Below are 20,137 nucleotides of genomic sequence, written 5' to 3' on the forward strand. Positions count from 1 at the left end.
AACGGCAGGTGAACGACGGGCGACTCTCTGGGGTGCTGCCGCGAGAAGTCGCGGCGGTTCAGACCTTCGGGGTGTGGGTCTCGATCGCGATGATGCCGGAACCGGGGTTCGTGGACGAGAGGTGCACGACGGAGAACGCGGCGGGCTCGAGGTCGGCGGCACTGCTGAGATAAGACCCGGAGACTGTGCCGGTCGCGAGCGCGATCTCCGAGAGGAGCCCCGGCAGCACAGGGCCGTGGCTGCACAGCACGGCCGGCTTTCCGGACCGCACACGTCGGCCGACCACGGATCGGAGATCCGCGCCGCCGTCTTCCCACGCGTCCTGGCTGATCTTCTCCGTCTGCACCGGCTTCCGGTCGAGGGCCTTCGCGAGCGGTGTGACGGTCGCGACACAGCGCACTGCGTCACTCGTGACGATCTTGCGCACACCGAAGGCGCGCAACGGTCCGACGATCGACTTCGCCTGGGTGCGGCCGCGCTCGGTGAGCGGGCGCGCGGCATCCGAGCGGTCCCAGTCCGAGCGCGAGAGCGCCTTCGCATGGCGCAGCACGATCAGCGGGAAGGTGCGCAGGACACCGTCATCGATCAGGTTGGCGAAGAAGTCGAGGATCTCCAGGTCGACCGGATAGCTCAGTCGGTTTCGCGCCTTCTTCACGCTGACCCATTCGAGCGCCGCGATCTCTTTGTTGGGCACGAACGTGGACTCGCGGATCGCGGCCTCCGTCGCCTCGGCCGCCCAGTAATGCACGACCTTCTGCTTGCGGGAGGCGAGGTGGTAGCGGCTCACTCCGACAGGAACACCGAGGGACACGCGGATGCCGGTCTCCTCGTGCACCTCGCGCACCGCCGTCTCGGCGAGCATCTCGCCGGGATCGACCTTCCCCTTGGGCAAGGTGACGTCCCGGTACTTGGTGCGGTGGATCAGGAGGATCCGCAACTTGCCGTCGACGATCCGCCAGACCACGGCGCCCGCGGCATAGACCGCCTTGTCGGCCCACTTGGAACCCGTCTCGGAGTCCGGCGGGAGCTGCAACTGCCGCCCGGTCATCGAACCGCCCGTGCGCGGCGGCGCCGCTGGATCAACCCCATGGTCTTATCCTGCAGGTCGATCAGGGGCTTTCCGTCGGCATCCACGGCGTGGCGCTCCCACACGCCCTCCGCGCCGAGGTGCCACGACGAGGTGCCGTCGTTCATCGCCAGGTCGAAGAAGGTGTGCAGCTCCTTGAGGTGGGCGGGGTCGGTCACGCGCACCAGTGCTTCCACGCGACGGTCGAGGTTGCGGTGCATCATGTCCGCGCTGCCGATGTATACCTGCGGATCGCCGGCGTTCTCGAAGGCGAAGATCCGCGAGTGCTCGAGGTAGCGGCCGAGGATGCTGCGCACCGTGATGTTCTCGCTGATGCCGTCGAGGTCGGTGCGCAGGCTGCAGATGCCGCGCACCCAGACGTCGACCTTCACACCCGCGGCACTCGCGCGATACAGCGCGTCGATGATCTCCTCATCGACCATCGAGTTCACCTTGATGCGGATGTGGGCGGGAATGCCGGCCTCCGCGTTCTTGCGCTCGGCGTCGATCTGGCGGATCAGGCCCTTGCGGAGGTGGAGCGGGGCGACGAGGAGTCGTTTGAACTTCTTCTCGATGGCATAGCCGCTCAACTCGTTGAAGAGGCGCGTCAGATCCTTGCCGACCTGCGCGTCGGCGGTGAAGAGCCCGAAGTCCTCGTAGATGCGGCTGGTCTTGGGGTTGTAGTTGCCGGTGCCGACGTGCGAATAGTGACGCAGCATCCCTTCTTCCTCGCGGATGACCAGGGCGAGTTTGCAGTGCGTCTTGAGCCCCACGAGGCCGTAGACGACGTGCACGCCGGCCTTTTCGAGCTTGCGCGCCCAGACGATGTTGTTGGCTTCGTCGAACCGGGCCTTCACCTCGACCAGGGCGAGCACCTGCTTGCCGGCCTCGGCGGCGTCGATCAGGGCCTGCACGACGGGGCTGTCGCCGGACGTGCGGTACAGCGTCTGTTTGATGGCGAGCACGTGCGGATCCTGCGCAGCCTGCTCCAGGAAGGCCTGCACGCTCGTGGTGAACGACTCGTACGGGTGGTGGACGAGCACGTCCGACTTGCGGATCGCCTTGAAGATGTCGGCGCGTGCGCTCGATCCTGCGGGCTGGAAGGCCACGGCCGTGGTGGGCAGGTGCGGCGGGTATCGCAGATCCGGGCGGTCGATGCGCGAGAGGTCGAAGAGTCCGCGGAGGTCGAGAGGCCCGGGGAGGCGGTAGACCTCGAGGTCCGTGATGTCGAGCTCGCGGACCAGCAGATCCATCGTGACGTCATCCATGTCATCGGTGATCTCGAGTCGGATCGGCGGGCCGAACCGACGGCGCAGCAGCTCGGCCTCCAGTGCCTGGATGAGATTCTCGCTCTCGTCCTCCTCGATCTCCACGTCTTCGTTGCGTGTGAGGCGGAACGCGTGATGGTCGAGCACCTCCATGCCGGGGAACAGGTCGCCCAGGTGGTTGGCGATGAGTTCTTCCAACCGAAGGAAGCGCTTGATCTCGCCGGTGCCGGGCACCTCGACGAAACGGGGGAGCATCGGCGGGACCTTGATGCGCGCGAACTCCTGGCGGCCGGTGCGGGCGTTGCGGATGCGGATCGCGAGGTTCAGCGAGAGGCCGGAGATGTAGGGGAACGGGTGCGCCGGGTCGACGGCGAGCGGCATCAGCACCGGGAACACCTGGGCCTGGAAGTAGTCGGACAGGGCGGAGCGCTCGCCGTCTGTGAGTTCGGACCAGTCGGTGATCTCGATGCCGGATTCGGCGAGGGCGGGGCGCACGAGCGAGTTCCACGCATCCGCGTGACGCAGTTGCAGTGCGTGCGCCTCGCGGGAGATGTCGGCCAGCGCATCGACGGGGGAGCGGCCGATGTTCGTCGGCACCGCGAGACCGGTCATGATGCGCCGCTTGAGGCCCGCGACGCGCACCATGAAGAACTCGTCGAGATTGCTGGCGAAGATGGCCAGGAAGTTCGCCCGCTCGAGTTCGGGGAGTGAGGAATCCTCCGCGAGCTCCAGCACGCGCTGATTGAACGCGAGCCAGCTGAGCTCGCGATCCAGGTAGCGGTGGTCGGGGAGCAGCGAGTCCGGGGACTCGATGGCGTCGAAGTCGTCGTCTTCGGCGTCACCGAGACCGGCGTCGGCGAGTGCGGGATCGATCATGGGGTACATCTAAGCACCGCCAGGTGACGCCCGTGTGAACGGTGTCGATCCTCAGTGGTCCGCGGGGACGCTCTCCTCCTCGTCGACGTTGAAGCGATAGCCGACGTTGCGCACCGTGCCGATGATCTGCTCCTGGTCGCCGAGCTTCGCTCTGAGGCGCCGTACGTGCACGTCGACCGTGCGGGTTCCGCCGAAGTAGTCGTAGCCCCAGACCTCGCTGAGCAGCTGCTCCCGAGTGAAGACACGCGAAGGGTGCGTGGCCAGGAAGTGCAGGAGCTGGAACTCCTTGTAGGTGAGGTCCAGCGGCCTGCCGCGCAGCTTCGCCGAGTAGGACTGCTCGTCGATCGTGACACCGGACGCCTGCACGCGCGTGGGCTCGGCGACCTCGTCGTGTCGGGCCAGTGCGAGTCGGAGGCGCGCGTCGATCTCGGCCGGTCCCGCGGTCACGAGCAGGACGTCGTCGATGCCCCAGTCCCCGGAGAGCGCGCTCATGCCGCCCTCGGTGACGACGAGGAGGAGGGGAGCGTCCTGACCCGTGGCGCGCAGCAGCTGGCACAGCGACTTCGCGGCGACGAGATCATGGCGTCCGTCGACGACCACGACGTCGTAGTCCGGCGCATTGATCAGCTGCGCGGGTTCGGCAGGAATCTGGCGCGCTCTATGACTCAGCAGCTCAAGGGCGGGCAGGACCTGCTCCGAGAGCGGAGCATTGGTCAGAACCAGGACCAGGGCCACGCGCACTCCTCACCGACGTGGGATCGACGTCGTGCCGCCATGATACCGGGGCGGATGCGCAACAATGGTTGTCATGACGGAACCAGCACTCGCACCGCGCAACGCGTTCGTCGGTGTGATCGTCGTGTGGGCGGCGGCGTTCGTGGCGACCGTCGCGATCGGGATCTTCGTGTCGGAGGAGTGGCGCGTTCCCTGGATGCTCGTCGGCTTCGGCGGCGTCGTCCTGCTCTCCTTCGCCGTACAGCTCTGGTACGGCCGCACCCAGGGATTCATCTTCCGTGTGGCGAGCAGCGTCGTCGGCGCCCTGATGCTGATGGGACTCATCTCGGTCGGATTCGGTCTCGCGGCGCTGATCCCGTCCTGAGACCGACGCGGCGCGGTAAGGTGGGGGCATGGACCTCATGGCGCTCGAAATCTTCTTCATCGGCCTGCTGGGCCTGGCGAGCCTCGCTATCGTCTTCGTCTCGGCAGTGGTGCTGCGCAACCTCTTCCGCGGCCAGCGCTGACGCGATCGTGATCGAACTGCCCGTCGACCTTCCGGCCGATCTCGTCCCGTTCGCGTGGCTGATCGGCGTCTGGGAGGGCACCGGTGTCATCGACTATCCGGTCGGCGACGAGCGCTTGCAGGGCGAGTTCACCCATCGGGTCAGCTTCAGTCATGACGGTGGCCCGTTCTTGAACTACTCCGGCACCGCCACGTTCCTCACGGACGAGGGGGCACCCGCGGCGGCGTTGCTCGCCGAGACGGGCTTCTGGCGGCTCGCACGACCGGCGACGGACGCGGATCCCGGTCCCGCCCTGCTCCCGCCGACCGCCCCTGCCGTCGCCCGCACGGTCGACGACGTGGAAGAGCTGCGCGCCCCGAGCGGCGGATTCCCCATCGAAGTCTCGCTCGCACACGCGGATGGCGCGCTCGAGCTGTACCTCGGCGAGATCAACGGTCCCCGCATCGACATCGGCTCGGACGCCGTCGTGCGCAGCGCCGGCGCGAAGGTGCACACCGCTTCTTCGCGCATGTACGGCCTCGTCGACGGGCACCTGCTGTGGGCATGGGACATCGCCGCACTCGGCACCCCGCTGCGCTCCCACGCATCGGCACGGCTGGCCAAGGTCTGAGATGTCCGGCTTCGACCAGATCGACGGTGCCGTCTCCGAGGGCGGTCTGATCGCTCACTTCGGCGACGTGTTCCGCGAGCAGCGGCGCCTCGCCGACGGCGCTGCCCTCGCGCCTCTCGGCGATCGCACCGTGATCGAGGTGGCGGGCCCCGAGCGGCTGAGCTGGCTCGATTCGATCACCTCGCAGGACGTGGGCAGGCTGGCCCCCGGTGACAGCACCGAGCTTCTGGTGCTCGACCCGCAGGGCCGGGTGGAGCACGCGGCCGGTGTCATCGACGACGGCGCATCCACCTGGCTCATCGTCGACGGCGGAGACGCCGAGGCGCTTGCGGGCTGGCTGACGCGGATGAAGTTCCGCACGCAGGCGACCGTCGACCTCCGTCCCGACCTCGTGCTGGTCGGATACCTCGACGGTGGCGGGGTGGCAGCGGTGGTGACCGCCGCCGCGTTCGCCCCGAACGGCACCGCCCTGGTCTGGTCTGATCCATGGCAGCGGATCAGCGCCGGGGGGCACCAGTACTCCGAGGTCGTCGAGCATCCGGCCGCCGACTACGCCTGGCGGGTCGCCATCCTCGCCGACGAAGCAGCCGATGCTCTCGCCGCATCGCTCGACCGGGACGCACTCGCCGGCCTCCTCGCCGCGGAAGCGCTGCGCGTCGCCGCCTGGCGCCCGCGCTGGGCGACCGAGGTCGACGAGCGTTCGCTGCCGCACGAGTCCGACTGGATCCGCAGCGCGGTGCATCTGAACAAGGGCTGTTACCGCGGCCAGGAGACCGTCGCCAAGGTTCACAACCTCGGACACCCGCCCCGCCGTCTGGCAGCGCTCCATCTCGACGGCAGCGATGCGGTCCTTCCCGAGCCCGGTGCCGCGGTCTTCGCCGGCGACGACGAGGTCGGGCACCTGACCTCGGTGGCGCGTCATCACGAAGACGGTCCGATCGCCCTCGCGATCCTCTCCCGGCGCGCGCCGATCGGCGATCTGGTGGTTCGCGCCGACGGCATCGACATCGCCGCCTCGCAGCAGGTGATCGTCCCTGCGGACGCGGGGGCCACCGCGGACATCCCGCGCCTCACCCGTCTGTCTCGGCGGCCCACGGCACCGGACCCGCGCGACGCCGTCGCCGGAAGCTGAACTCAGTCGGCCCGGGGAGCGACCGCGGCCCAGGGCAGCGTGAGCTCGCCGAGACGCCAGCGGGTGCGCCCACCGAGCACCGGCCATCCTTGATCGCGCAGCCCTGTCACGGCGGCGAGGAAGCGCTGGGTGGCGCCGAACGTCGACAGGGGTGCCGCGCGGTCCCATTCCCGGTCGAGGTCGACGAGGAGGTCGTGCACGCGCTCCCCGCCGACGTTGCGGTGGATCAGGGCTTTCGGCAGGCGCTCGGCGACGATGCTCGGACGTTCGAGATCGGCGAGACGGAGCGAGATCGTGAAGCGCAGCGGCGCGGCGTGCGCATCGACGTCGATCCAGCTCGAAACGCGGCCGATCTCGTCACAGGTCCCTTCGAAGAGCAGGCCGCCGGGGGCCAGGCGTGCGCTCATCCGTGCCCACGCATCCGCCACGTCTTCCTCGTCGTACTGGCGCAGGACGTTCATGGCACGGATCACCGCGGGTCTGCGTCCCCGGGGAAGAGGCACCTCGAAGCCTCCCCGCGCGAACGACACGGGCAGATCGGCGGCGAAGGGCGTCCGGCCGGCGCGCACTTCCGCGAGTTGGGCGTCGGCCGTGGCGACGCGGGCGGCGTCGATCTCGAGCCCGAGCACCTCGACGTCGTCGCGCACGCGCACGAGACGTGTCGCGAGTTCGAACGCGGTGACTCCGCTCGCGCCGTAGCCGAGGTCGACCACGAGCGGATCGCGTGCGCGGCGCACCGCGTCGCTGTGCGCGATCCAGCGATCGTTGCGGCGCAGTCGGTTCGTTCCCGTCGTGCCGCGGGTCGGCCGGCCGAGGGGGGATGACGCCATGTCTCCATCCTCCCAGGATCCGGATCGGCCGAAGGTCCCGGGTGGATAAACTGGCGACATGACTGCGACCCGTACCCTCATCCTGCTCCGCCACGGCCGAAGCGAGTGGAACGAACTGAACCTCTTCACCGGTTGGGTGGATGTCCGCCTCAACGCGCAGGGCGAGAAGGAGGCGCGTCGCGGCGGTGAGCTGCTCGCCGAGTCCGGGATCCTGCCCGATGTGCTGCACACCTCCATGCTGAGTCGCGCGATCCAGACCGCGAACATCGCTCTGGACGCCGCCGACCGTCTGTGGATCCCCGTGACCCGCTCCTGGCGTCTCAACGAGCGCCACTACGGTGCGCTCCAGGGCAAGGACAAGGCGCAGACGCTCGAGGAGTTCGGTCCCGAGCAGTTCCAGCTGTGGCGCCGGTCGTTCGACGTTCCCCCGCCCGTGCTCGACGACGAGAGCGAGTTCAGCCAGGTGCACGACGTGCGCTACCAGGGCATCGACGGCGAGGTGCCCCGCACGGAGTCGCTCAAGCTCGTGATCGACCGTCTGCTTCCGTACTGGGAGAGCGCGATCGTCCCCGACCTCGAAGCCGGCAAGACGGTCCTCGTCACCGCGCACGGCAACTCGCTGCGCGGCCTGGTCAAGCACCTCGAAGGCATCAGCGACGCCGACATCGCCGAGCTGAACATCCCGACCGGCATTCCGCTGGTCTACGAGCTCGACGAGAACAACGTCCCGACGGGGCCCGGCCGCTACCTCGACCCCGAGGCTGCGGCTGCCGGTGCGGCCGCGGTGGCTGCGCAGGGCAAGAAGTAGGTCCCCGCTCCACCTGGATCGGTCGAGACCCCCTCACGCCGTCGGCGCCCCTCCTGAATCACGCGATTCAGGAGGGGCGCCGACGCGCAGCGGGGGTCTCGACCGAGGGACGTGCGCGTCAGGCGTGCCCGAGTTCTTGCTGCTCGAGTTCCTGCTGTTCGACGGCGAGGGGGATGTCGTCCTCCTCGACCGCCCAGTCGCCGGTGGAGAGGTAGACGACCTTCTTCGCGACGGCCACCGCGTGGTCGGCGAAGCGCTCGTGGTAGCGGCTGGCGAGCGTGGCGTCGACGGTCGCCGTGGCCTCGCCCTTCCAGTTGTCGCTGAGCACCTTCTCGAAGACGGTGGCGTGCAGTTCGTCGACGTCGTCGTCCGCGTTGCGGATGGCGTCGGCGAAGCGAAGGTCCTGTGTGCGCAGGAGCTCCGAGAGCGTGCGGGCGACCTCGACGTCGAGCTCGCCCATCTTCACGAAGGTGCCCTTGAGGCCCTTCGGGATGGCGCGCTCGGGGAAGCGGAGGCGGGCGAGCTGGGCGATGTGCTCCGACATGTCGCCCATGCGCTCGAGCGAGGCGCTCACGCGCAGAGCCGTCACGACGATGCGCAGATCGCGTGCGACCGGCTGCTGGCGGGCGAGGATCTCGATCGCCTGCTCGTCGAGGGCGACGGCCAGATCGTCGATCTTCGCATCGTCGGCGATGACCTCTTCTGCCAGTGCCACGTCGCTCGTGGCGAACGCCCTGGTGGCCTTGTCGATGGAAACCGTGACGAGGTCGGCGATCTCGACCAGGCGGTTCTGAAGGTCCTCGAGGGACTGGTGGAACACTTCGCGCATGTTGGGGCGCAACCTTTCATTCGGATCTCGGCTGTGTCAGCGCGAGGCGGCGGGTCGTCCGCAGGAGAGCAGGTCTGTGCTCCCGCACAAGCCCGAAGCGATTGTCCGCTTCGAAGGTTAACGAACGGTGCCCAGCACGTGAATAGTACTTCCCCTGTTCCCGTCAGGGCGCGGAAACCCGCCGGACGGACGGTGAACGCACTCTACGCTTGTGACATGACCTTGCCGCAGCTCGCGCTGTCCTCGCTCGCCATCGGGCTGGTGATCGGTGTCGGCCTCTCCCTGCTCGTGGCGTGGGCCTACCGGGCACGGGCGCGCGTCCAGGAGGAGACATCGCTGGCGGTCCCGGCCGGCATCACCGACGTTCTGGGCAGCATGGACGACGCGGCGGCGATCGTCGACACCTCAGGGATGGTCCTCGCCACCTCACAGGCCGCGACCCGCTTCGGCATCGAGGTCGGGGCGACGCTCGACAACACGGAGCTCCGTCAGCTCGTGCGCGGTGTTCGCGACACCGGAGGCTCCGTCACCGAGTCGATGCGGATCACGCGTGGAGGGCTGAGCCTCGATCCGCGACTCGTGTCGGCGCGCGCGAGCGTGATCGGCACGCGCCTGGTGCTTCTGATCATCCGCGACGTCACCGAGCAGGAGCGTCTCGACCAGATGCGCCGGGACTTCGTCGCCAACACGAGTCACGAGCTGAAGACGCCGGTGGGCGCAGTGAGCCTCCTGGCGGAAGCGATCGAGTCCGCGGCGGATGACCCGGCGCAGGTGCGCATCTTCGCCGCGCGTATCGCTGCGGAGGCCGGGCGTCTCGGACAGCTCACGGGTCGGATCATGAGCCTGTCCCGACTCCAGGCCGAGGACGGTCTGACCAAGGTCGGTCCCGTGTCGATCGACGAGGTCATCGCGTCCTCGATCGAGGCCCACGTGGTCCAGGCCGATTCCGCCGGCGTCGAGCTCGCCCGCGGCGGTGACCGCGGCGTCTGGGTGCGCGGCGACGCGCAGATCCTCATCGAGGCGGTCGGCAACCTGATCGCCAACGCCATCGTCTACTCGCCCCGCGGATCCCGCGTGGGAGTCGGCGTGCGCGCGGAGGACGGTGTGGTCGAGATCGCGGTGTCCGATCAGGGCATCGGTATCGCGGAAGCGGATCGCGAGCGCATCTTCGAACGGTTCTACCGGGCGGATGAGGCGCGCTCCCGGCGCACGGGCGGCACGGGGCTCGGGCTGTCGATCGTCAAACACGCCACGCAGCGCCACGGCGGGGAGGTGCGACTGTGGTCCCGCCCCGGGCGTGGTTCCACCTTCACGATCCGACTTCCCCGGATCGACGCCCCGGAGCACAGCGACTCGGGCAAGAAGAGCAAGAAGAAGCGTGCGCGCAAGGCCGCCAAGGCTGCGGCATCCGCGCGCGTTCGAAACGGAGAGAGAACATGACCCGAATCCTTCTCGTCGAGGACGAGCCCGACCTCGCCGACCCGCTCGCGTATCTGCTGCGCCGCGAAGGCTACGAGGTGGAGATCGCGGAGGACGGCCCCGGCGCGCTCTCCGCGTTCCGGGAGCGCGGCGCGGACATCGTGCTGCTCGACCTGATGCTCCCCGGCATGCCCGGCACCGAGGTGTGCCGTCAGATCCGCTCGACGTCGGCCGTGCCGATCATCATGCTCACCGCGAAGGACTCCGAGGTCGACATCGTGGTCGGGCTCGAGCTCGGCGCCGACGACTACATCACGAAGCCGTACTCCTCGCGCGAGCTGCTCGCCCGTATGCGGGCTGTGCTGCGCCGGATCGTGCAGGCCGACGGCGAGCTCGACGAACGCGTGCTCGACGGCGGCAGGGTCTCGCTCGACATCGATCGGCACACCGTGTCCGTCGCCGGGGAGCAGATCAACATGCCGCTGAAGGAGTTCGAGCTCCTCGAGGTCCTGATGCGCAACTCCGGACGCGTCCTCACGCGCGGTCAGCTCATCGACCGGGTCTGGGGGAGTGACTACTTCGGCGACACCAAGACGCTCGACGTCCACATCAAGCGCATCCGCTCGCGCATCGAGGAGAACCCGAGTGAGCCGGTCATGCTCGTCACGGTGCGTGGCCTCGGGTACCGCTTCGAGGGCTGAACGCAGAGGAGGCCGGCACCCGTGGGTGCCGGCCTCCTCTGCGTTCGACGCGGGGTCACTCCGAGGGAGCAGGCGCCGCGGTGTCGGTCGGCATCGGCGTGGGCAAGGTGCGCACCGACTCCGAGGGGACGAGGTCCGAGTAGTAGGGGAGGGAGCCGTCCAGGACGGGAACGTCGGCCTTGACGCCGACGGAGTCACCGGACTGGAAGTGCATCTCCACCGTCGCCCCGGGCTTGGTGTCGAGCCCGACGATGCGCAGCGGCTCCTCGTCGGCACCCAGGCTCTTCGTCTCGCCCGCGGGAACAGTGAGCTTGAAGTCGTTGTCGTCTCCGACGGAGATCGTGAGGGTGGCGCTCTCATCGGTGGGGTTGACCACGGCGGCGATGAAGTTGCCGATCGAACCGTCCTCCGTCGCGATCACGAGGGCGTTGCGCACGTCGAGCGGGCCGTCGGCGTCGGAGATGTTCACGCCGTCGGAGGCCGGGTACTCGATCTTCGTCGACTGCGGGGTGATGAACGTGCACCCGGTCGCGCCGAGCAGAACGAGGGCGCTGAGGGCTGCAGACGCAACAAGGCGCGATTTCACGGGTCCTCCTGAGGTCCGGCGGGATATCCGCATCCATTCTATGGGTAAGTCGTGAGCGACTCTGCGGACCCGGGGCGCGAACCTTAGCGCATCTGCCCTGTGGTATCCTTGAGGTTGCCGAAAGGACACGTTTTTATGCTTTTTGAGGTTGGCGAAACCGTCGTCTATCCCCACCATGGCGCTGCGACCATCATCGAGGTCAAGGAGCGCATCATCAAGGGTGAGGCGAAGAAATATCTGAAGCTCAACGTCACCCAGGGCGATCTCGTCATCGAGGTTCCCGCCGAGAACGTCGACCTGGTCGGCGTCCGCGATGTGATCGGGAAAGAAGGCCTCGACCACGTGTTCGAGGTGCTGCGTGCTCCCTTCACCGAGGAACCCACGAACTGGTCCCGCCGATACAAGGCGAACCTCGAGAAGCTCGCCTCCGGCGACGTCATCAAGGTGAGCGAGGTCGTCCGCGACCTGTGGCGTCGGGATCAGGACCGCGGGCTGTCGGCGGGCGAGAAGCGGATGCTGGCGAAGGCTCGTCAGATCCTCATCTCCGAGCTCGCACTCGCGGAGAAGACCGACGAGGACAAGGCGGGCGCACTGCTCGACGAGGTCCTCGCCTCCTGAGTTCTCGACGAAGGGGCGGATGCTGCGGCATCCGCCCCTTCGTCGTCTCTGCCACGCGGTAGCGTGAGAGGGTGACCCTTCTTCCTGTCCCCGACATCGCGATCATCGTCGTCGCCGCCGGTTCCGGCACGCGGCTGGACGCGGGGGCGCCGAAGGCCCTCGTCGGGATCGATGCGCATTCGATCCTCCGGCATGCCCTGGACGGCGTGTTCGCAGCCCTGCCTGCTCAGGTCGTCGTCGTCGCGCCCGCGGGATACGAAGGTGATGCGTTGGCAGAGCTCCAGGCCGCCGCAGGAGATCGACGAGACCTCGGTCGTGTCGTCACCGGCGGCGCGACGCGCCAGCAGTCCGTCGCCGCGGGGCTCGACGCCTTGTGGGGGGACGTGACGACCGTGCTCGTGCACGACGCGGCCCGCGCGCTCACGCCGCCGTCCCAGATCGACGCGGTCGCCCGTGCCGTCACGGCGCGGGAGGGAGTGGTGCCGGCGCTTCCCGTGGTCGACACGCTCAAGAAGGTCGCGGACGGTGCCGTGGTGGCTGCCGTCGACCGTTCCGAGCTCGCTGCGGCGCAGACGCCGCAGGGCTTTCCCCGTCTCGCGCTCGTAGAGGCCTACGCACGAGCCACGTCCGCAGGCGCCGAGTACACCGACGATGCGGCGCTGTTCGCAGCGGCAGGTCACGCGGTGCGGCACATCGACGGTTCTGCCCGGGCGTTCAAGATCACCACACCCGATGACCTCGATCGCGCCAGGCAGCTCCTCGGCGCATCATCGACGGTACCCGCACCGCAGGAGGCGCCGCGCACGCATCCGGTCACCCCTCGCATCGGCGTGGGCACCGATGTGCATGCGTTCGGCGGCGAGGGGAACCTCTGGCTCGCGGGCGTGGAATGGCCCGGGGAGCAGCCCCTGTCCGGACACTCCGACGGGGATGCCGTCGCGCACGCGATCGTCGATGCCCTCCTCGGTGCCGCCGGTCTCGGAGACATCGGCGAGCACTTCGGCACCTCGCATCCGGAGTATGCCGGAGCGCATGCGGATGTCTTCCTGGCGCGCACGCGAGAGCTGCTGGCCGACGCGGGCTTCGAGATCGGCAATGTCTCCGTGCAACTGCAGGGCAACAAGCCCCGTTTCAGCCCTCGACGTGCCGAGGCGGAGGGCATCCTGTCGTCGGTGCTGGGCGCTCCGGTATCCGTCACGGCGACGACGACCGACCGGCTGGGCTTTCCGGGGCGCGGCGAGGGCATCGCGGTGACGGCGGTGGCCCTCGTGGTGCCCGTCGATCCGCGGAACAGCTGACGCGCGGAAAGCGAGAACGTCACAAGCGGCCGGAATCGTCCTCGCGGAGTGGTCGCCCAGCAGTCCCCGAGTAGGCTTGAGCGGTGACTCTCCGCCTTTACGACACCCGCGCTGCGGTGTTGCGTGACTTCGTGCCTCTCGATCCCGAGAACATCACGATGTACGTGTGCGGACCCACGGTGCAATCCGGACCCCACATCGGTCACGTCCGCGCGGCGCTGAGCTTCGATCTGCTGCGTCGCTGGTTGGCCTACCGGTACGGTCGGGTCACCTTCGTGCGCAACGTGACCGACATCGACGACAAGGTGCTCGCCAACGCGACGGATGCCGAGCCGTGGTGGGCGCTGGCGTATCGGATGGAGCAGGAGTTCACGGCGGCGTATGCCGGTGTCGGCATCCTTCCTCCCACCTACGAGCCACGCGCCACGGCATCCGTGCCTCAGATGCAGGAGCTGATCGCGACTCTGATCGCACGCGGTCACGCGTACCCGGCCTCCGACGGCTCGGGCGACGTGTACTTCGATGTGCGCTCCTGGTCCGAGTACGGCTCCCTCACGAATCAGTCCGTCGACGCGATGGAACCCGCCGAGGACGCCGACCCCCGCGGCAAGCGGAACCCGCAGGACTTCGCCCTCTGGAAGGGCGCCAAGCCGGAGGAACCCGCCGACGCGACCTGGGCCTCGCCGTGGGGTGCGGGTCGTCCCGGCTGGCACATCGAGTGCTCCGCCATGGCGAAGCGGTACCTCGGCGCGGAATTCGACATCCACGGCGGCGGACTCGACCTGCGGTTCCCGCATCACGAGAACGAGCTCGCGCAGTCGACGGCGGCGGGCGACGGCTTCGCCCGCTACTGGGTGCACAACGGACTCGTGACCGTCGCCGGGCAGAAGATGTCCAAGTCGCTGGGGAACTTCACTCTCGCGGCGGACGTGCTCTCGGCGCATGACCCGCGGGTCGTGCGCTACGCGCTCGCGGCTGCGCACTACCGATCGAGCCTCGACCTCAGCGAGTCGTCGTGGGTGGAGGCCGAGGCTGCGCTGGCACGAATCGACACCTTCGTCGCTCGTGTCCGGCGGTCGGTTCCCGCTGCAACCGACGGTGCAGCGGGCGGCGCTGTTCCCGAGGCGTTCGCGGACGCCATGGACGACGACCTGGGGGTCCCCCAGGCGCTGGCCGTGCTGCACGACACCGTGCGCCGCGGGAACTCGGCGCTCGACGCCGGGTCGGACGACGAGGCCAGGGCCGCATTCGCCCAGGTGGAAGCGATGACCCGTCTCCTCGGAATCGACGAGCTCGTATCCGGCGGGGCAGACCTCGCCGAGCACCGTACTCTGGACGCGCTCGTCCAGACGATGATCACCCAGCGCGCGCAGGCTCGCGCTGACAAAGACTGGGCGGCGGCGGATCGCATCCGAGACGCGATCGCCGCCGCAGGAATCACGCTGGAGGACACTCCGGCCGGAACCCATTGGAGTATCGATGGCTAAGCCACAGCGCCCCGGCGCCAGCAACGGCAAGAAGAAGGGCCCGACCAAGGGCACGGGCGGACTCGGGCGCAAGGCGCTCGAGGGCCGGGGGCCGACCCCGAAAGCGGAGGACCGCGCCTGGCACCCCGCGGGCAAGCGCAAGGCTGCAGCTGAGCGCTACGCGGCGTCCGGCGGCAAGGGCAAGCCCGGCGGTCAGCGCCAGACCTCGGGCGGCAACCCCAACCGCTCCGCCAGGGCGAAGGACAACACCACCGACACCGAGACCGTCACCGGGCGCAACTCGGTGCTCGAGGCGCTCCGGGCAAAGATCCCCGCGACGGCGTTCTACATCGCGCAGCGCGTGGAGATGGACGACCGCGTCAAGGAGATGCTGTCGATCGCGACCCATCGCGGCATCCCCGTGATGGAGGTCACCCGGCAGGAGCTCGACCGCATGGCGGGCTTCGACGGTGTGCACCAGGGGGTCGCCATCAAGGTGCCGCCGTACGAATACGCCCACCCGCAGGACCTCTTGGAAACGGTCATCGACAAGGGCGAGGTGCCGCTGTTCGTGGCTCTGGACGGTGTCACCGATCCCCGCAACCTCGGAGCGATCATCCGATCCGCAGCCGCATTCGGCGGACACGGCATCATCCTGCCGCAGCGCCGCTCCGCGGGCGTGAACTCCGCGGCCTGGAAGACCAGTGCGGGTGCCGCCGCGCGGATCCCGGTCGCCCTCGCGACGAATCTCACGACGCAGCTCAAGGAATTCAAGAAGCAGGGCGTTTTCGTGCTCGGTTTGGACGGCGGTGGCGAGGTATCGCTTCCCGACCTGCAGCTCGCCGACCGTCCCGTGGTGATCGTCGTGGGTTCGGAAGGGAAGGGGCTCTCGCGGCTCGTCACCGAGACGTGCGACCAGATCGTCTCGATTCCGATCTCCGCCGCGACGGAGTCGCTGAATGCCGGTATCGCGACGTCGGTCGCGCTGTATCAGGTGGCGACGGTCCGCGCCGCCAACCAGTCCTAGCCGCACATCCGGAGAAAGGTCCACCATGTCTCGCATCGTCGTCGTCGGAGGAACCGGGTACGCCGGTCGTCACATCGTCTCCGAGGCGGTGAGCCGAGGGCATGCCGTGATCGCCATCTCGCGCTCGGCGCCGACGGACCCGGTGGCAGGTGCGGCCTACGTGCAGGGCTCCGCGCTGGACCCGGCTCCGCTCGCGGATGCCTTCGTCGGCGCGGATGCGGTCGTCTCGGCGCTCTCGCCGCGAGGGGACATGGCCGATCGCGCGTTGGAGGCGTTGACCACTCTCGTCGCGCAGCTCGCGGGTACGCCGACGAGACTCGGTGTGGTCGGCGGAGCAGGTGGCAGCCTCGTCGCCCCGGGCGGACCGCGCCTGTTCGATCAGGGCTTCCCTGAGGAGTACAAGCACGAGGCGCAGGTCGGCATCGATTCCCTCGCGTTCCTGGAGAGCACGGACGAGGACCTCGACTGGTTCTTCATCCACCCTGCCGAGGTCTTCGGCCCCTGGGCCGAGGGGGAGCGCACCGGACACTACCGCGACGGCGGCGACGTGATCGTCCGCGATGCCGAGGGGAACTCCTTCATCTCCGGCGCGGACTTCGCGATGGCCGTGGTCGACGAGATCGAGCAGGGGAATCACCACCGCGAGCGCTTCACGGTCGGCTACTGACCCCGCGTGCTCAGACCAGGTCGCGCCAGTCGATGTCCTCGTCGTCGTCGGCGACGGGAGTCACTCCGGTGATGACGGGCAGGCTCATGGTCTCGGTCGGCGGGCCCATGATGGTCGCCTCGTCACGGCGGTGGCGCAGCACCTCGTTGATGTAACTCGTCAGGACCTCCGCGAGCGGCACGGAGCGTCCCTGTGCCTGTGACAGGTACCACCGATGCTCGAGCACCTGGTGGAACACCTCCGCGGGCTCCAGCTTTGCGCGCAACTCGTACGGGATTGCGCGGACGACGGGCTCGAAGACCCGAGTGAGCCACTCGTGCGCGTACATCTCCTCGTCGGACCACTGCTTCGTCGAACGGGCGCGGAACTCGTCGAGGTCGTTGAGCAGGCGTCTGGCCTGATTCTCTTCGACATCGAGGCCCGTCAGCCGGATCAGGCGGCGCTGGTGGTGGCCGGCGTCCACCACCTTCGGCTGGATCTCGACGACGGTGCCGTCCGCCGTCGTCGACATGGACATCTCGTCGATGTCGAAGCCCAGCGCGTTGAGGCGTTCGACGCGTTCCGTGATGCGCCATGTCTCGGCGGCCGAGAACGATTCCTGAGCGGTCAGCTCCGCCCACAGCGAGCGATACGACGACACGATGCCGTCTGCGATCGCGATGGCGTCCACACCGTGCTCCAAGCGACCGCCGGCCGCGAGGTCCATGATCTCCCCGGCGATGTTCGTGCGGGCGAGGTCCAGGTCGTAGGCGCGCTGGCCGTCGGTCAGTCCTTCCTCATGCAGTTCACCCGTCTCGGCGTCGACCAGATAGGCGGCGAAGGCCCCGGCGTCGCGACGGAACAGTGTGTTCGACAGGGAGACATCGCCCCAGTAGAAGCCGACGTTGTGCAGGCGCACCAGGAGGAGGGCCAAGGCGTCCACGAGCCGGGTGGCCGTGTCCGGACGCAGGACGCGCGTGAACAGTGCTCGGTAGGGCATCGAGAAGCGCAGATGTGCCGTCACGAGGGCGGCAGGCAGGGGCTCCCCGTCCGCGTCGGTGCGTCCCGCGATCACGGCGACGCGGTCGACGCAGGGAACGTCGAGTCGAGCTAGGTTCCCGAGCATGTCGTACTCGCGCTGGGCCATCTCCGCCGTGGTCTCCTTCACCGCGATGACGCGGCCGGAGAGGTCTGCGAAGCGCACCAGGTGGCGGGAGAGGCCCTTCGGGAGGGACACGATGTACTCCGAGGGCCACTTCGCCAGCGTCGTGGACCAGGGGAGGGCCAGCAGGCCCGGATCGATCGTGCTCGCGGTGATCCGCAAGGAATCCTGCATGGTGCTCCCTGAACGCGGGTGTGATGACGGAGACAGAAAGAGACGCGGCGCAGGCGACCGAAGTCAACCTGCGCCGCGTCTGTGGATCCGATCAGACGGAGACGACCGGCTTGTCGTTCAGGCGGTCGCCGGACTCCATGTCGAAGGCGTGCACGTGCCCCGGGTTCGCCGCGAGGGTGACGGTCTCGCCGGCGTTCGGGTGGTTGCGGCCGTCGACGCGGGCGACGATGTCGCTGCGCTTGCCGTTGATCTCGGTGTGGCCGTAGAGGTAGCCGTCGGCACCGAGCTCTTCGACCAGATCGACGACGACGGGGAGGCCCTTGCCGTCGGCCGGTCCGACCGTGATGTCCTCGGGGCGCACACCCACCGTGACCTGGCTGCCGTTCGCGCGGCCGACCGTGTCGCGGTCGAGCGGAACGATCTCGGACCCGAAGCGGATGCCGCCATCGGCGAGGTCGGCGGGGAACAGGTTCATGGCAGGCGAGCCGATGAAGCCGGCCACGAAGACGTTGTTCGGCTTCTCGTACAGGTCGCGCGGGGAGCCCACCTGCTGGAGAAGGCCGTCCTTGAGCACCGCGATGCGGTCACCCATGGTCAGAGCCTCGGTCTGGTCGTGGGTGACGTAGACCGTGGTGACACCGAGACGGCGCTGCAGCGAGGCGATCTGCGTACGCGTCTGCACGCGCAGCTTGGCGTCGAGGTTCGACAGCGGCTCGTCCATGAGGAACACCTGCGGCTGACGCACGATGGCGCGACCCATGGCGACACGCTGACGCTGACCGCCCGACAGGGCCTTCGGCTTGCGGGTCAGGTAGGGCTCGAGGTCGAGCAGCTTGGCGGCTTCGAGCACTCGTGCCGCACGCTCTTCCTTGCCGACGCCCGCGATCTTCAGGGCGAAGCCCATGTTCTCGGCGACCGTCATGTGCGGGTAGAGCGCGTAGTTCTGGAAGACCATCGCGATGTCGCGGTCCTTCGGCGGGACGTCGGTCACGTCACGGTCGCCGATGAGGATGCGGCCGGCGTTGACCTCTTCGAGGCCGGCCAGCATGCGGAGGGAGGTCGACTTACCGCATCCAGAAGGTCCGACGAGGACGAGGAACTCGCCGTCACCGACCTCGAGGTTCAGCTTGTCGACAGCGGGACGGGTTCCACCGGGGTACAGGCGGGTGGCCTCGTCGAAAGTCACAGATGCCATCGTTGTTTCTCCTTCACCGGCAGGTACGTGCCGGACGATCCGTAGTGATGAAGCGGCGGAGTGAGCCCGCCGTGACCCGACTCTGGGTCGGAATCAGTATGACATGAACGGGGGCACCTGGGTATTTCTCAGCCTGAATCGCTACCATCGAACTCGGCCGCGCGCTGCGGCGATCGTCGCTGAGCGGCGGTCGGGGCCAACCCGGACCCCCTGAGAGACTCACAGAGGAACGATGTCGAGCGACGAAACGCCGAACGTCCCCACACCGCGAAATTCACGCGAGATCGTGCGGGAGAAGGCCCAGAGAGTGCACGCCCAGCAGTCGCGGGCGCGCCTCATGCGACGGATCATCATCGGCGCCGTGGCGCTGGTCGCGGTGGGCGCGATCGGCACCGCAGTGACGCTGGCGGTGTCGTCGCAGGTGTCCAAGCCGCGGCTCACGCCCACCGGCATGGAGTCGGACGGTGTCGTCGTCACCGATATCGAAGCCTTCGCCGGGTCCGCTGCGGTTCCGTCGACCCCGACGCCCGAGCCGAGCGATGCCGGTGCTTCCGAATCGCCGACGCCGGAGCCGACCGCATCCGAGAAGGTCGACATCCACATCTATGTCGACTACCTGTCGCCCGACGCGGGCAAGTTCGAGCGTGCCAACGCCCGCCAGCTCGCCGGCTGGATCAAGGAAGGCGCGGTCACGGTCAGCTACCACCCGGTGGCGCTGCTCACCGCCAGCTCGAACGGGACCAAGTTCTCGTTGCGCTCGGCCGCGGCCGCGGCGTGCGTCGCCACGCATTCGCCCGAGCAGTTCTACGCCTTCAATCACGAGCTGCTCGACGATCAGCCCGAGGTCGGCAGCGACGGCCTCTCGGACGAAGACCTCGCGAACCTCGCTCTCGCCGTCGGCGTCACCAACGGCAAGGCAGTCCGTTCGTGCGTCGAGGACGGCGACTTCGTGGGCTGGGCGAAGGAGGCCACGACCCGGGCCCTGGACGGTCCGCTCGCCGGTTCCGACGACCTTGTGCTGACCGCGACCCCGATGATCGTGGCGAACGGCGAGGCCTACGTCGGTGCGATGGACGATCCCGCCGAGTTCTCCCAGTTCGTCCTCAGTGTCGCCAGCGACGCGTCACGCGAAACGGCGACCCCGACCCCGACTTCCACACCTGCCCCGTGATTCGGTAGGGGGTC

Annotated in this window: 20 protein-coding genes; 12 read left to right on the top strand and 8 right to left on the bottom strand. The window is 68.4% G+C overall.

Features of this window, described 5'->3' with window-relative positions; translation table 11 throughout:
• Positions 1-58: 58 nt before the first annotated feature.
• Genes LC041_RS03330 through LC041_RS03340 form a run of 3 tightly spaced genes read right to left on the bottom strand, consistent with a single transcriptional unit; the run spans position 59 to position 3,945 of the window.
• Positions 59-1,048: an NUDIX hydrolase gene (locus tag LC041_RS03330; RefSeq protein ID WP_226531533.1), complete on the bottom strand. Its 990-nt coding sequence runs from the start codon at positions 1,046-1,048 to the stop codon at positions 59-61.
• On the bottom strand, positions 1,045-3,210 hold the full coding sequence (locus LC041_RS03335; RefSeq protein ID WP_226531534.1) for an RNA degradosome polyphosphate kinase: 2,166 nt from the start codon (positions 3,208-3,210) through the stop codon (positions 1,045-1,047). Before LC041_RS03335 ends, LC041_RS03330 begins: the two co-directional genes overlap by 4 nt.
• Before the next feature lie 51 nt (positions 3,211-3,261).
• On the bottom strand, positions 3,262-3,945 hold the full coding sequence (locus LC041_RS03340; protein WP_226531535.1) for a winged helix-turn-helix transcriptional regulator: 684 nt from the start codon (positions 3,943-3,945) through the stop codon (positions 3,262-3,264).
• Between the two features lie 73 nt (positions 3,946-4,018).
• On the opposite strand from LC041_RS03340, the gene LC041_RS03345 reads away from it, so the two are divergent.
• The 3 genes from LC041_RS03345 (at position 4,019) to ygfZ (ending at position 6,193) form a co-directional block, all read left to right on the top strand.
• Positions 4,019-4,309, top strand: coding sequence for a hypothetical protein (locus LC041_RS03345; protein WP_226531536.1), 291 nt, complete (start codon positions 4,019-4,021; stop codon positions 4,307-4,309).
• Between the two features lie 149 nt (positions 4,310-4,458).
• The gene (locus LC041_RS03350; protein WP_226531537.1) at positions 4,459-5,061 is read left to right on the top strand and encodes an FABP family protein; all 603 of its coding nucleotides are present in this window, start codon (positions 4,459-4,461) and stop codon (positions 5,059-5,061) included.
• Between the two features lies 1 nt (position 5,062).
• Positions 5,063-6,193, top strand: a complete 1,131-nt coding sequence (gene ygfZ, locus LC041_RS03355; protein ID WP_226531538.1) for a CAF17-like 4Fe-4S cluster assembly/insertion protein YgfZ — start codon at positions 5,063-5,065, stop codon at positions 6,191-6,193.
• Positions 6,194-6,195: 2 nt separating this feature from the next.
• On the opposite strand, the gene LC041_RS03360 is transcribed toward ygfZ, so the two are convergent.
• Entirely contained in the window at positions 6,196-7,023 is an 828-nt protein-coding gene (locus LC041_RS03360; protein WP_226531539.1) for a class I SAM-dependent methyltransferase, read from the bottom strand.
• 58 nt (positions 7,024-7,081) lie between these two features.
• Here LC041_RS03360 and LC041_RS03365 point away from each other — a divergent pair, with 58 nt between their 5' ends.
• Positions 7,082-7,831, top strand: a complete 750-nt coding sequence (locus LC041_RS03365) for a phosphoglyceromutase (RefSeq protein WP_226531540.1) — start codon at positions 7,082-7,084, stop codon at positions 7,829-7,831.
• Positions 7,832-7,949: 118 nt separating this feature from the next.
• Here the strand turns inward: LC041_RS03365 and phoU are convergent, their stop codons facing one another.
• On the bottom strand, positions 7,950-8,660 hold the full coding sequence (gene phoU, locus LC041_RS03370) for a phosphate signaling complex protein PhoU (protein WP_226531541.1): 711 nt from the start codon (positions 8,658-8,660) through the stop codon (positions 7,950-7,952).
• Between the two features lie 216 nt (positions 8,661-8,876).
• Here phoU and LC041_RS03375 point away from each other — a divergent pair, with 216 nt between their 5' ends.
• Positions 8,877-10,100 (top strand): sensor histidine kinase, encoded by a 1,224-nt coding sequence (locus LC041_RS03375; protein ID WP_226531542.1) that lies wholly within the window; start codon positions 8,877-8,879, stop codon positions 10,098-10,100.
• Complete coding sequence (locus tag LC041_RS03380; protein ID WP_226531543.1) at positions 10,097-10,780, top strand: response regulator transcription factor; 684 nt, start codon at positions 10,097-10,099, stop codon at positions 10,778-10,780. Before LC041_RS03375 ends, LC041_RS03380 begins: the two co-directional genes overlap by 4 nt.
• A 55-nt stretch (positions 10,781-10,835) precedes the next feature.
• Here the strand turns inward: LC041_RS03380 and LC041_RS03385 are convergent, their stop codons facing one another.
• Entirely contained in the window at positions 10,836-11,366 is a 531-nt protein-coding gene (locus LC041_RS03385; RefSeq protein ID WP_226531544.1) for a DNA modification methylase, read from the bottom strand.
• A 135-nt stretch (positions 11,367-11,501) separates the two neighbouring features.
• Here LC041_RS03385 and LC041_RS03390 point away from each other — a divergent pair, with 135 nt between their 5' ends.
• The 5 genes from LC041_RS03390 to LC041_RS03410 all read left to right on the top strand — a co-directional run bounded on the left by LC041_RS03390 (position 11,502) and on the right by LC041_RS03410 (position 16,442).
• Positions 11,502-11,984, top strand: a complete 483-nt coding sequence (locus tag LC041_RS03390) for a CarD family transcriptional regulator (RefSeq protein WP_226531545.1) — start codon at positions 11,502-11,504, stop codon at positions 11,982-11,984.
• Positions 11,985-12,055: 71 nt separating this feature from the next.
• Positions 12,056-13,282: a 2-C-methyl-D-erythritol 4-phosphate cytidylyltransferase gene (gene ispD / locus LC041_RS03395; protein WP_226531546.1), complete on the top strand. Its 1,227-nt coding sequence runs from the start codon at positions 12,056-12,058 to the stop codon at positions 13,280-13,282.
• Between the two features lie 83 nt (positions 13,283-13,365).
• Positions 13,366-14,769 carry a cysteine--tRNA ligase gene (gene cysS, locus LC041_RS03400; protein WP_226531547.1) on the top strand — a complete coding sequence of 468 codons (1,404 nt, stop codon included), beginning with the start codon at positions 13,366-13,368 and terminating at the stop codon, positions 14,767-14,769.
• Entirely contained in the window at positions 14,762-15,775 is a 1,014-nt protein-coding gene (gene rlmB, locus LC041_RS03405) for a 23S rRNA (guanosine(2251)-2'-O)-methyltransferase RlmB (protein ID WP_226531548.1), read from the top strand. Before cysS ends, rlmB begins: the two co-directional genes overlap by 8 nt.
• Before the next feature lie 25 nt (positions 15,776-15,800).
• Positions 15,801-16,442 carry an NAD(P)-dependent oxidoreductase gene (locus LC041_RS03410; RefSeq protein ID WP_226531549.1) on the top strand — a complete coding sequence of 214 codons (642 nt, stop codon included), beginning with the start codon at positions 15,801-15,803 and terminating at the stop codon, positions 16,440-16,442.
• Positions 16,443-16,452: 10 nt separating this feature from the next.
• Here LC041_RS03410 and LC041_RS03415 read toward each other — a convergent pair whose 3' ends face one another.
• Both LC041_RS03415 and LC041_RS03420 read right to left on the bottom strand, forming a co-directional pair.
• Positions 16,453-17,757: a DUF4032 domain-containing protein gene (locus tag LC041_RS03415; RefSeq protein ID WP_226531550.1), complete on the bottom strand. Its 1,305-nt coding sequence runs from the start codon at positions 17,755-17,757 to the stop codon at positions 16,453-16,455.
• Positions 17,758-17,848: 91 nt separating this feature from the next.
• Positions 17,849-18,952, bottom strand: coding sequence for an ABC transporter ATP-binding protein (locus tag LC041_RS03420; RefSeq protein WP_226531551.1), 1,104 nt, complete (start codon positions 18,950-18,952; stop codon positions 17,849-17,851).
• 232 nt (positions 18,953-19,184) lie between these two features.
• On the opposite strand from LC041_RS03420, the gene LC041_RS03425 reads away from it, so the two are divergent.
• A complete protein-coding gene (locus LC041_RS03425) occupies positions 19,185-20,123 on the top strand; it encodes a DsbA family protein (protein ID WP_226531552.1) in 939 nt (312 codons plus the stop codon).
• The last annotated feature ends 14 nt before the right edge of the window (positions 20,124-20,137 follow it).

Origin of the sequence: Microbacterium paraoxydans (assembly GCF_020524545.1) — a bacterium.
Classification (GTDB): domain Bacteria; phylum Actinomycetota; class Actinomycetes; order Actinomycetales; family Microbacteriaceae; genus Microbacterium; species Microbacterium paraoxydans_C.